Below are 12,661 nucleotides of genomic sequence, written 5' to 3'. Positions count from 1 at the left end.
CGACCCCCAGGAAAAAAGCATGAGAGCGTCTGCGCCCCTTTTTGCGGTTTCACAACCTCCAACAAGCCTCGGTACCAGGCTGGCCGTGATTGGCCTGATCGCCCTGGTGCTCGTGTTCGGCATGTTTGCCCTGGCGAACTCGCAATCGAGCCTGCGCATGCTGGAGGCCAGTACACAATCGGCCATGCATAACCAGGAGGCCGCCATGCGCGACATGATCGGCCTGTTCGACGGCACCATGCGCACCGAGGCCGACCGCTTCCTGACCGCTTTTGCCGACGCCGCGCCCGGGCCGTACAGCGTAGATCCGGCGCAGACCGTTGAAGTGGCCGGCAAGCCGACGCCCACGTTCAAGAGCGGTGACACGGTGCTGAACCTCAACTTCACCGTGCCGGACCAGTTCTTCGCGCGCACCGGCGGCACGATCGCCACCGTGTTTGCCCGGGCCGGCGACGATTTCGTGCGCGTGACCACTTCGCTCAAGAAGGAAAACGCCGAACGCGCGATCGGCACGCTGCTCGACCGCGCGCACCCGAGCTACAAAGCGCTGATGGCCGGCGAGCCGTTCCGCGGCTTGGCGTGGCTGTTTGGCGTGCCCTACATGAGCAAGTACGAGCCCGTGCGCGATGCGTCGGGCAAGGTCATCGGCGCGCTCTACGTAGGTGTGGACGTGCGCTCGGAACTGGCGCTGCTCAAGGACAAGATCCGCTCGCACGGCATCGGCAAGACGGGCGGCTATTTCGTCATCGACGGCAAGCCCGGCGCAGACCAGGGCAAGGTGCTGATCGACCATGCGCAAGACCGGGAGGGCAAGAACCTGCTCGACGCCAAGGACGCGGCCGGCCAGACCTGGGTGCGCGAGATGATCGCGCGCAAGGACGGCACGTTGCGCCACACACTGGCCGACACGGAAGCTGGCACCGCGCGCGAGCGGCTGACCGTCTTCACCCAATACCCGGATTGGCAACTGGTGATTGCCGGTACGGCCTATGTGGATGAACTGGACGCCGATCTGGTGGCTGCCCGCAACCGCTTTCTGCTGTTGGGTCTGGCACTCGGCGCACTGCTGGCCGGCGGCCTGTACTGGATGCTGCGCCGTACCGTGAGCACGCCGCTGGCCGAGGTGGTGAACGTCGCGCAGCGTGTGGCTGCGGGCGATCTCACGCACCGCCTGCCCACCACGCGCAGCGATGAAATCGGCCAGGTCATGCGTGCTGTCAACGGCGTCGGCGACGGCCTTTCGGGCATCGTCGACAAGGTGCGCGCCAGTGCCTCCACCATCGCGTCGAGCACCGGCCAGATCGCCGCCGGCAACGCCGATCTTTCCGCACGCACCGAAGCGCAGGCCGGCAACCTCGAGCGCACCGCATCCAGCATCGAGCAACTGGCCGCCACCGTGCGCCAAAACGCCGAGAGTGCCCACCATGCGCACGACATGGTGCAATCCGCCAGCGAGGCGGCCAATGCCGGCGGGCAGACCGTGGAGCGGCTGGTCGGCACCATGTCGGGCATCCATGCCACGGCGCAGAAGATTGCCGACATCACCGGCATCATCGACGGCATCGCGTTCCAGACGAACATCTTGGCGCTCAACGCCGCCGTGGAAGCCGCCCGCGCAGGCGAACAGGGCCGCGGCTTCGCTGTCGTCGCCGGCGAGGTGCGCAGCCTCGCCCAGCGCAGTGCAGCCGCCGCCAAGGAGATCAAGGAACTGATCAGTCGCTCGGTCGAAGAAGTACAGGCCGGCAACGAAGCCGCCCGCGGCGCCGGTGACGCCATGCAGGACATCGTGACGCGCGTGGAGCGCATCGCCGGCCTGATGGGCGAGATCAGCCACGCGTCGCGCGAGCAGTCGCAAGGCATCGAAGAGGTCAACCGCGCGGTCACGTCGATGGACGAGGTGACGCAGCAGAACGCCGCGCTGGTCGAGGAAGCGGCTGCTGCGGCCGAAAGCCTGCGCCAGCAAGCCCAGGAACTGCGCGGCGCGGTGGACGTGTTCCGGCTCGCCTGAAGCGGCGCGTGGTTGGCTGGATAAAAAACACCCGGGCTTAAGCCCGGGTGTTTCGTTGGCGTATCCGCCGCGCGCTGCAGCTTAGTGCAGCATCACGCGCCGCACCACGGCCACCAGGGGGGGGCGGATCGAGCGCTCGAACCCCGGGCGCAGGTGCAGCGGCTTGAGCAGCATCTTGGCGGCCATGTCGAGCGGCAGATAGGAGCGCACCAGCGCGCTGACGCGCGAGTTCAGGGCGCGCACATCGGCGTCAGGCACATCTTCCTGGCCGCGCTCGATGCGCAGCACATTGCGCAGCGCGATCATCGAATCTTCATTCTTGATTTCACGCAGGCGCGAGGCGAGCGCCCTGAGCACGCGCGCGCGGCCCACCCCCTCGCTTGCGTTGCACTCGTTGAAGAATCGCAGGAAGTGTTTGTAATGCCGGACTTCATCGGCCGAGATGCGGCTGGCGAGGTCGCGCAGCACGGGTTCATCGGCGTCGGCCGCCGCCTGTGCGATGGCGCGATAGAAGGTTGCCGTGCCCATTTCGACAACGCAGCGCGCGACCATTTCCAACGCCTGCGTGGGCTCGAACTGGTCGACGGAACAGGTGACCGAGTATTCCTCGAAGAAGCGGGCGTAGCCGCGCTCCCAGTCGAACTCGGGCCACACCGCTTCAACGTAGCGGCGCAAGGCGCGGCCGTGCTGCAGCTCTTCGCGTTCCCAATGATGGGTCAGCCAGTGTGCGGTTTCGGGGCGATCGGCGTAGTACTGAGCGAGGTTGCCGGCGTAGAGATCCGAGCCGCTCTCGACAAACGAGGCACTCGTAACCAGGTAGAACAGCGTGCGGTTTTCTCGCACGCGGGCAACGTCGATGCTGTCGTAGCCGATCTCTTGGATCGACCACGGCATGCGCTCGCTCGCAGATGACGTTTCCAGATGAACCTGTGACAAGGCGTTTCCTCCGTCGGCGATCTCGCAAAAAGCGGGCCGTCATCCTATGAGAATGAAACATCACGTCCCATGTTTCAAGACAGATGTGCGCTTGCAAAGGTTCCGAAAAGCAATCTTCTGTCCACAAAGTGGCGAAGGCGTCATGACAATTGCGTCATCTCGGGACGCGACGCAGCGTTAGGCACGCTCAGGAAGCGTGCGCGTCCATCAGCATCCGCAAAGCTGCCGCGTCGACGATTTCGACCGTCCGGTAATGGCAGCGGATCCAACCTGCGCGCTGCCAGGCCTGCAGGTATTTGGAAATCGTCTGCCGCGAGCGGGCCAGCATGCGGCCCAGCTCTTCATTGCTGGCCGCCACGATGCGGCCGTCGCCCGCGCGGGCGAGCTGCAGCAGACGTTGGGCGAGGCGCGCATCGGCGGGCATTTCGCTGGCGTGTTCGAACTCGTCGAAGATCAGGCGGATGCGCTGGCAGAGTTGCTGCATCAGCGCCCACATGCCGGCCGGGTAGGCCGACACCACCCGCGCAAACGCCGCGCTGCCCAGCAGGATGAGCGTGGTCGGCCCCTGCGCGTGGGCGCTGTGCGTGCGGCCGCCGCCGTCGATGAGCGCGATCTCGCCAAACCATTCACCCGCGCGCAACATGCCGTAGACCAGTTCGCTGCCGCCGTCCGTCGTCCGGCTGATGCGCACGCGGCCGCGCAGGATCAGGAACATGCCCTGCGCCGGGCCGCCGTGCGGATGGATGCATTCGCCGTCGGGGTAGGTGATCAGGCGTGCGCTGGGCGCGATCTCGGCCAGCAGGTCGGCGGGGGCGTCGCGCAGCCAGCCCTGGGCGAGTTGCGAGGGCGTGGGAGCAGGGGCGGTATGGGAGGCGTCTGCGGGCATGGCGGCAGGATGCGGCGAGGGCAGTCCGATCATTGTCAAACGCTTGACAGTCTGCACGCAAGCGCCGGGCAGAGAATGGTCCGCTAGCCGCGCATCCAGCCATTCAAGAACTACGACGCGGCACCGACGCGACCATTCCGGCGACGAAGGAGACACCCCAATGACCGATCCACAACATACCGCCCCGCGTGCAACGTTTTCCCACATGGAGCACGGCACGCGCGAGGACTGGGCCGCCATCTCGGCGGAATTCATGCCGTTTGCCCGCGCCTTGCCCGACCGCGTGCTCGCGCACCTGAAGCTGCTCGACGGCGATTGCGGCGGCTTCCCGATCGACCGTCTCGCGCACTCGCTGCAAACCGCGACCCTCGCCCACCGCGATGGCCGCGACGAGGAATACGTGGTCTGCGCGCTGCTGCACGACATTGGCGACACGCTGGGCAGCTTCAACCACCCGGACATCGCCGCGGCGATCCTCAAGCCGTTCGTGAGCCCCGAGAACCTGTGGATGGTCGAGAAACACGGCATCTTCCAGGGCTACTACTTCTTCCACCACCTGGGGCTCGACCGCAACCTGCGCGAGCAGTACCGCAGCCAGCCTGAGCTGTTCGAGCGCACGGCCGAGTTCTGCGCCAAGTACGACGCCGCGGCCTTCATGCCCGACTACGACAACCTGCCGCTCTCGTTCTTCGAGCCGATGGTGCGACGCGTGCTGGCCAAGCCGCGCAACTCCATCTACGTGAAGGAAGGCGAAAGCGAACTGTCGCAGCCAAAAGCCGCGGCAGCTTGATCGGCCGGCCTAAGCCGGCACCACATTGACGGGTGCGCCTGCCGCCCACGCCGCCACGTTGGCGAGCGTGGTGTCGGCAATGCCCGCCAGCGCCTCGCGCGTGAAGAACGCCTGATGCGCGGTCACGATGACGTTGGGAAAGCTCAGCAGGCGCGCCAGCACGTCGTCCTGCAGCACGTCGGCCGAGCGGTCTTCGAAGAACAGATCGGCCTCTTCTTCGTAGACATCCAGCCCGAGGTGGCCGAGCTGGCCGGTCTTGAGGGCGTCGATCAGCGCGGGGCTGTCGACCAGGCCGCCGCGGCTCGTGTTGATGAGCATCGCGCCCGGCTTCATGCTGGCGAGCGCGCTGGCGTCGATCAGATGGTGCGTGTCAGCGTTGAGCGGGCAGTGCAGGCTGACGATATCGGCTTGCGCCAGCAATTCCGGCAGCGGCACGTAGCGCGCGCCCAGCGCCGCCAGCGAAGCCTGCGGAAACGGATCGAATGCCAGCAACTGGCAGCCAAAGCCCGCCATGATCCGGGCGAACACCTGGCCGATCTGCCCCGTGCCGACGACACCGACGGTCTTGCCTGCCAGGTCGAAGCCCAGCAAACCATCCAGTGAAAAATCGCCTTCGCGCGTGCGATTGCAGGCGCGGTGCAGCCGCCGGTTGAGCGTGAGGATCATGCCGACCGCATGCTCGGCCACCGCGTGGGGCGAATACGCCGGCACGCGCACCACCGTCAGCCCCAGGCGTTGTGCGGCCGGCAGATCGACGTGGTTGAAACCGGCCGAGCGCAGCGCGATCAGGCGCGTGCCGCCTGCAGCCAACGCCTCCAGCACTTCCGCATCGAGGCAATCATTCACGAACGGACATACCACTTCAAAGCCGGACGCGAGGGACGCCGTCTGCGCTTCAAGGTGCGCGCGCTGGAAGACGAGGTCGAAGCTGTAGCCGCCGCGTGCAAGTGAGGCGCGGAAGCTGTCTTCGTCGTAACGGTGGCTGCTGAAAAAAAGAATGCGCATGGTGGCGGCTCGGGCGCGTCGGCGCGTCAGGGAAGGTGGGCAACGGCATTAGCTTACTCTGGCACCATCCCGCGTTTGCGCGGCGCTGGCGGCAGGCTGTTAGCATGCCGGCATCTTCAGTGTTTTCCAGCGAGCCGCTGCCTTGCCTGTCACTCCCACCTTTCTCTGGCACGACTACGAAACGTTCGGTGCCGTGCCGCGCCGTGATCGCCCCGCGCAGTTTGCCGGCATCCGCACCGATGCCGAGCTGAACGAGATCGGCGAGCCGGTCGAACTGTTCTGCCAGCCTTCCAACGACTGGCTGCCCGATCCGGTGTCGTGCCTCATCACCGGCATCACGCCGCAGCAATGCGCCCGGCAAGGCATTCCGGAATACCGTTTCGCCCAGGCTATCGAGCGCGAACTCGGCACGCCCGGCACCATCGGCGTCGGCTACAACACCATCCGCTTCGACGATGAGGTGACGCGCCACCTGTTCTGGCGCAACCTGATCGACCCGTATGCACGCGAGTGGCAGAACGAATGTGGGCGCTGGGATCTGCTCGACGTGGTGCGCACCACGTGGGCCCTGCGCCCGGAGGGCATTCAATGGCCCACCCACGAAGACGGCAGGCCCAGCTTCAAGCTGGAGCATCTGTCCAAGGCCAACGGCCTGGTGCACGAGGCCGCGCACGATGCGGTGTCCGACGTGCGTGCGACGATCGCGCTGGCGCGTCTGATTCGCAACGCGCAGCCGCGCCTGTTCGATTTCTGCCTGGCGCTGCGCAAGAAAGACCGCGTGGTGGCGGAGATTGGCGATGCGCCGCGGCCGTTGCTGCACATCTCCGGGATGTACGGCGTGGAGCGTGGCTGCATGGCCGTGGTGTGGCCGCTGGGCGGTCACCCCACCAACAAGAACGAACTGATCGTGTGGGACTTGGCGTTCGACCCGTCCGAGCTGTTCGACATGGACGTCGCCACGATTCGCGAGCGCATGTTCACGCGCACGGCCGATCTGGCCGAAGGCACCACGCGACTGCCGATCAAGTCGATCCACATCAACAAGTCGCCCATCGTCATCAGCAACATGAAGACGCTGCAGCCCGCGCAGGCAGAACGCTGGGGCATCGACTTTGCCACGATCGAACGCCACGCCGCCATCGCCCAGGGCGCGCCCGACATGCGCGAAACCTGGCGTCAGGTGTACGCCCGCGAACTGGAGGCGATTGAAGACGTCGACCAGAACCTCTACGGCGGATTCGTCGGCAACGAGGATCGCCGCCTGCTCAATGAGCTGCGCACGCTCAGCGGCGAACAACTCGCGCGCCTGCATGCGGAATTTGCCGATGCGCGCCTGCCGGAGCTGCTGTTCCGCTATCGCGCACGCAACTTTCCCGATACGTTGAACGAAGAGGAATACGAACTGTGGGAACAGCTTCGCGCCGAGCGGTTGTTCGAAGGCCGTGACGGCTACATGACCTTTGAGACCTTCGGCGAGCGGCTTCAGCAATTGGGCGCGGAAGCCGAGGAGAACGGCGACACGCGCGCGCAAACCATCCTGCAGGATCTGTACGACTACGCGCAGCAGATCGTGCCGGGCTGACGTAGCGGGGGCGCACAAAGAAAAACGGAGGCCGAAGCCTCCGTTTTTTATTGGCGATGCCGAACGCTTGGCGCTGATCAGGCCGCCTGCTGTGCCGCAGCCGGATCGCGCCACTGGGCCATCAGCTTGTTCCAGCGGATGCGCGCCGCCGCGAGGTTGGCCTCCTTCACATGGCCGAAGCCGCGGATGTCCTCCGGCAGGCGAGCCAGTTCCACGGCTTGCGCCAGCTTTTGCGCCGTCAGGCCTTTCGCCAGTTCATCGACCAGCGCGCGGTATTCGCCGATCAGCGCGCGCTCGGTGCGGCGTTCTTCGGTCTTGCCGAAGATGTCGAACGCCGTGCCGCGCAGGCCCTTGAGCTTGGCGAGCACCTTGAAGATGCGCATCGTGTTCGGACCGAAGCGTTGCTTGACCAGGTGCCCCTTCTCGTCACGCTTGGCCATCATGGGCGGGGCGAGCCAGAAGTTGAGCTGGTAGTCGCGCCCCGGTTCGCCTTCGAACTGGGCGCGCAGCTTGTCGAGGAACGCCGGATCGGTGTACAGGCGGGCGACTTCGTATTCGTCCTTGTAAGCCATCAGCTTCGACAGATTGCGCACCACGGCTTCCGTCAGCGCCAGCGGCTGGCCTGCACCGACCACGGCTGCTTCCGCCGCGCGCACCCGTTCGACCACAGCGCGGAATTCGGCGGCATACGCGGCGTTCTGGTAGGCGGTCAGCAGATCGACGCGGCGGGCGATCAGCGTGTCCAGCGAGGGCAGGGCGACGACGTCGGCCTTGGCACGGGGCGCATCGCCAGCGAGCTTGAGCACCGCGTCGCGGTCCTGAGCAAGGTGACGGCCCCATTCGAACGCGGTCTTGTTTTTCTCGACGGCCACGCCGTTCAGTTCGATCGCGCGGACGAGCGCGTCGTGTGTCAGCGGAACCCAGCCTTTTTGCCACGCAAAACCCAGCACCAGGGGGTTGGTGTAGATGGCGTCGCCCAGCAGGCGCACGGCCAGCGTGCTGGCGTCTTCAAACGCGCAGGCATCGCCGATGGCCGCACGGATGTCCGCTTCGGTCGAGCTGCCCGGGAAGCGCCAGTTCGGGTTCTTGATGAAGTCGGCCGTGGGCGATGCGGTGCTGTTGATGATGGCGCGCGTCTGGCCGTGCTGCACCTTCGACAGCACTTCGTCCGACGCCGAGACAATGGCGTCGCAGCCGATCACGAGGTCCGCCTCGCCCATGGCGATGCGCGTGGCGTGGATCGAATCGGGGCGCTCGCCGATCTGCACGTGCGAGAGCACGGCGCCACCTTTCTGCGCCAGGCCCGCCATGTCGAGCACCGTCACGCCCTTGCCTTCGATGTGCGCGGCCATGCCGAGCAGGCCCCCGATCGTCACCACGCCCGTGCCGCCCACGCCGGTCACCAGCACGCCGTACGCGCGCTGGATGGCGGGCAGCTCAGGATGCGGCAGCAGCGGCAAGCCTTCCATCGAAACGCCGTGCGACTCCGGCTTGCGCACCTGCGCACCTTCTGCCGTCACGAAGCTCGGGCAGAAGCCGTTCACGCACGAGAAATCCTTGTTGCAGGACGACTGGTTGATCTTGCGCTTCGTGCCCAGCTCCGTTTCCAGCGGCTCGACCGACAGGCAGTTCGACTTGACCGAGCAATCGCCGCAGCCTTCGCACACGGCGTCGTTGATGAACGCGCGGCGGGCCGGATCAACCATCGTGCCGCGCTTGCGGCGGCGGCGCTTTTCCGTCGCGCAGGTCTGGTCGTAGATCAGCACGCTGGTGCCTTGCACTTCGCGCAGCTCGCGCTGGATGGCATCGAGGCGATCGCGGTGATGCACCGTCACACCTTCGGGCAGCTTGATGGCGGCGTTGTACTTCTCGGGCTCGTCCGTGACGATGACGATGCGCGACGTCCCTTCGGCATGCACCTGTGCGGCAATCTGCGGCACGGAGAGCGGGCCGTCGACCGGCTGGCCGCCCGTCATGGCCACGGCGTCGTTGTAGAGGATCTTATAGGTGATGTTCACCTTGGCTGCAATCGACGCGCGAATCGCCAGCAGGCCCGAGTGGTAATACGTTCCGTCGCCGAGGTTGGCGAACACGTGCTGGTCGCCCGAAAACGGCATCTGACCGATCCACGCCACGCCTTCGCCGCCCATCTGGCTGAAGGTGTCGGTGCGGCGATCCATCCACACGGTCATGTAGTGGCAGCCGATGCCGGCCAGCGCGCGCGAGCCTTCCGGCACGTTGGTCGACGTGTTGTGCGGGCAGCCCGAGCAGAACCACGGCTTGCGCTCGGCGGTAACGCGCGGCTTGGCGAGCGCCTTCTCTTTGGCGTCGATGATGGCGATGCGCGACGCGATGCGTGCGCGCACGTCCGACGGCAGCTCGAACTTTTCCAGGCGCGTGGCGATGGCGCGGGCGATCAGCGCAGGCGACAGCTCGTAATGCGCCGGCAGCAGCCAGTTGGCCATCGGCACGGACCATTCGCCGCCGGCGTTGTCGCGCTCGTCAAACTTGCCGTACACGCGCGGACGCACGTCGTCGCGGTAGTTGTACAGCTCTTCCTTGAGTTGGTATTCCAGGATCTGGCGCTTCTCTTCCACCACCAGGATCTCTTGCAGCCCTTCGGCAAAGGCACGCGCGCCGTGCGCTTCCAGCGGCCACACGCAGCCGACCTTGTACAGGCGGATGCCGATGCGGCGGCAGGTTTCCTCATCCAGGCCGAGATCGACCAGCGCCTGGCGCACGTCCAGATACGCCTTGCCGGCGGTCATGATGCCGAAGCGTGCCTGCGGCGAATCGAGCACCACGCGGTCCAGCTTGTTGGCGCGCACGTACGAGAGACCGGCGTACCACTTGTAGTCGAGCAGCCGCGCTTCCTGCACCAGCGGCGGATCGGGCCAGCGGATGTTCAGGCCGCCCTGCGGCATGACGAAATCTTCGGGCAGGATGATCTGCGCGCGGTGCGGATCGACGTCGACCGAAGCCGACGATTCCACCACGTCCGTCACGCACTTCATCGACACCCACAGGCCGGAGTAGCGGCTCATCGCCCAGCCGTGCAGGCCGTAGTCGAGATATTCCTGCACGTTCGACGGATACAGCACCGGAATGCCGGCCGCCTTGAAGACGTGCTCGGACTGGTGCGCCAGCGTGGACGACTTGGCGGCGTGGTCATCGCCTGCCAGTACCAGCACGCCGCCATGCGCGGACGAGCCCGCCGAGTTGGCGTGCTTGAACACGTCGATCGTGCGGTCCACGCCCGGCCCCTTGCCGTACCACATGCCGAACACGCCGCTGAACTTGGCGCTCGGATACAGATTGACCTGCTGCGAGCCCCAGACCGCCGTGGCGGCCAGGTCTTCGTTGAGCCCCGCCTGGAAGACGATGTTGTGCCCGGCCAGATGCTTCTTGGCCTTCCACAGGGCCTGGTCCAGGGCCCCCAGCGGCGAGCCGCGGTAGCCGGAGATGAAGCCTGCCGTATTTAGCCCGGCGGCGCGGTCGCGCTCCTGCTGCAGCATCGGCAGACGCACCAGTGCCTGCGTGCCGCTGATGTAGATGCGGCCACGCTCGAGCGTGTACTTGTCGTCCAGGGAAACAGTTTCGAGCGCGCGGCGTAGCGCGTCGTTCAGAGGGGCATTCATGCGTGCTCCGTGTGGGTGTGCCGGGATCACCGACAGCAGGTCTCTTTTGGTGCCGCCTGCGCCGCTTCTTGTGGAAACTGGCAGACAGCCATAGGTCGAGGCATCGTAGCATCGCGTGACATTCGGAACACCGTGCAACGCAGCAAGAATGGGGGCGGGTTTTCCCTTGGTTGTGGTGCCTGATGCACGTGTGCACGTCGTCGGGGGACGGGGTCGCACCGGTTGTGCGGTGCATGCAACGTTTGCGGCAAGGCCATGCAGCGCACGGCTGCACTGGCGGGTCAGCCGCCCACGCTTTCGATGACGTCCCGCATGCGCTTCACCAATCCGTCCATCGCTTCGGCCGGCACGTTGCCGTAACCGAGCACAAGGCCGTTGTATTGCGCCGTCAGCGTGCCCGGCAGGCAGAAGCGCGACAGCGGCCGCAACACCATTCCGTGCGCACGGGCGGCGCGGCTGACTTCGGTGTCGGGCACCGGGGCGTCGAGCCGGGCGGAAAGATGCATGCCCCCCGCGCCGCCCGATACGGTGACGATGCCATCAAGGTGGCGCTCGATCGCGGCCTGCAGCGCATCGCGGCGCTCGCCATAGAGGCGACGCATGCGCCTAAGGTGCCGCGTGAAATGTCCTGCCTCGATGAACTCGGCCAGCGCCAGCTGCTCAGCCACGCGCCCGCGCAGCATCAGCGCACCGGCCGTCTTCTTCAGCGCGGGCACAAGCGCAGGCGGCACCACCATATAGCCGAGGCGCAGTGCCGGGAACAGCATCTTGCTGAACGTGCCGAGATAGATGACCGGCGCATTCTCAGTCAGGCCCTGCACGGCGGATAGCGGCGCACCCGTGTGGCGGAACTCGCTGTCGTAGTCGTCTTCGATGATCCATGCGCCAACTGCGCGTGCGTGCTGAATGAGCGAGAGACGGCGCTCCAGGCTCATCACCGCGCCGAGCGGATATTGGTGCGACGGCGTGATGTAGATGAGCCGGGGCGGCGTGTCGCGCCAGTCTTCTTCGCGCGGGGCGAGACCGTCCACATCGACGCTGATCGGCATCAATCGCATGTCTGCGGCCTGCAAGGCGGCGCGGGCGCCGTAATAACCGGGGTTTTCGATCCACGCGGTGTCGCCTGCATCGGCCAGCGTGCGCGCGCACATGTCGAGGCTGTTCTGCGTGCCATCGGTGATGAAAACCTGCGTCGCGTCGCAGCGCACGCCGCGCGAAACGCGCAGGTATTCCGCCACGGCTTGCCGCAGCGCCACGTTGCCTTCGACCGGGCCGTAGCCCATCTGCCCCGGACCGATGCGGCGCCACCCGCGCTCCATGCAGCGGCGCCATTGCGCGAGCGGGAACACATCCAGCGCGGGCGTACCGGGCAGGAAGGGCAGCAGGTCGTCCATGCCGCCGCGCGGGCGTTCGAGGTCTTTCACTCGGCGCGAGAGCTCGGGCGCGGCTTCGGGCGCTGGCGTGGGCGTCTGCTGCAGGCCAACGCGCGCCACCACCGTGCCTTGCCGTCGGCTGAGCACGAAGCCCTCCGAGGCGAGTTGCTCGTAGGCGTAGAGCACTGAGTTGCGCGCAATGCCCAGCTCTTCGGCCAGCGTGCGCGATGGCGCCAGGCGCGTACCTTCCTCGATCTGTCCGCTCAGGATGGCGGTACGCAGGCACGCATACAGCCGTTGCTGCTGCGAAGTGCGCGTTCCGCCTTCGCCGTGCATCGATGTGCGTTCGTAGTTCGACAGCAGGACCCCGTAATCCATCGTGGCTCCAGGAATTCTGGCTCTTGTGGGTCTACCCATGGTGCCACGGTTTTCTTACCGTCGGC

8 protein-coding genes are annotated in these 12,661 nt (G+C 66.2%); 3 read left to right on the top strand and 5 right to left on the bottom strand.

The window, feature by feature from the left end:
- Window positions 1–19: 19 nt before the first annotated feature.
- A complete protein-coding gene (locus RP6297_RS14300) occupies window positions 20–2,008 on the top strand; it encodes a methyl-accepting chemotaxis protein (RefSeq protein WP_009239661.1) in 1,989 nt (662 codons plus the stop codon).
- Window positions 2,009–2,089: 81 nt separating this feature from the next.
- Here the strand turns inward: RP6297_RS14300 and RP6297_RS14295 are convergent, their stop codons facing one another.
- Entirely contained in the window at window positions 2,090–2,902 is an 813-nt protein-coding gene (locus tag RP6297_RS14295) for a ferritin-like domain-containing protein (RefSeq protein WP_009239662.1), read from the bottom strand.
- A gap of 229 nt (window positions 2,903–3,131) precedes the next feature.
- On the bottom strand, window positions 3,132–3,863 hold the full coding sequence (locus tag RP6297_RS14290) for a Crp/Fnr family transcriptional regulator (RefSeq protein WP_009277248.1): 732 nt from the start codon (window positions 3,861–3,863) through the stop codon (window positions 3,132–3,134).
- Between the two features lie 127 nt (window positions 3,864–3,990).
- On the opposite strand from RP6297_RS14290, the gene RP6297_RS14285 reads away from it, so the two are divergent.
- Window positions 3,991–4,620, top strand: a complete 630-nt coding sequence (locus RP6297_RS14285) for an HD domain-containing protein (protein ID WP_009239664.1) — start codon at window positions 3,991–3,993, stop codon at window positions 4,618–4,620.
- Between the two features lie 9 nt (window positions 4,621–4,629).
- Here the strand turns inward: RP6297_RS14285 and RP6297_RS14280 are convergent, their stop codons facing one another.
- Complete coding sequence (locus tag RP6297_RS14280) at window positions 4,630–5,625, bottom strand: 2-hydroxyacid dehydrogenase (RefSeq protein ID WP_009239665.1); 996 nt, start codon at window positions 5,623–5,625, stop codon at window positions 4,630–4,632.
- Between the two features lie 142 nt (window positions 5,626–5,767).
- Between RP6297_RS14280 and sbcB the strand changes: the two genes are divergently transcribed.
- On the top strand, window positions 5,768–7,207 hold the full coding sequence (sbcB, locus tag RP6297_RS14275) for an exodeoxyribonuclease I (protein WP_009239666.1): 1,440 nt from the start codon (window positions 5,768–5,770) through the stop codon (window positions 7,205–7,207).
- A gap of 77 nt (window positions 7,208–7,284) precedes the next feature.
- Here the strand turns inward: sbcB and RP6297_RS14270 are convergent, their stop codons facing one another.
- Together RP6297_RS14270 and pdxR are read right to left on the bottom strand one after the other, a co-directional pair.
- Window positions 7,285–10,845 carry an indolepyruvate ferredoxin oxidoreductase family protein gene (locus RP6297_RS14270; RefSeq protein ID WP_009239667.1) on the bottom strand — a complete coding sequence of 1,187 codons (3,561 nt, stop codon included), beginning with the start codon at window positions 10,843–10,845 and terminating at the stop codon, window positions 7,285–7,287.
- Window positions 10,846–11,126: 281 nt separating this feature from the next.
- Window positions 11,127–12,596 (bottom strand): MocR-like pyridoxine biosynthesis transcription factor PdxR, encoded by a 1,470-nt coding sequence (gene pdxR, locus RP6297_RS14265; RefSeq protein WP_009239668.1) that lies wholly within the window; start codon window positions 12,594–12,596, stop codon window positions 11,127–11,129.
- Window positions 12,597–12,661: the final 65 nt, after the last annotated feature.

The sequence above is a fragment of the Ralstonia pickettii genome (genome assembly GCF_016466415.2).
Classification (GTDB): domain Bacteria; phylum Pseudomonadota; class Gammaproteobacteria; order Burkholderiales; family Burkholderiaceae; genus Ralstonia; species Ralstonia pickettii.
The sequence above is the reverse complement of the archived record's forward strand: the minus strand, read 5'-3'. Positions and strand labels throughout refer to the sequence as shown.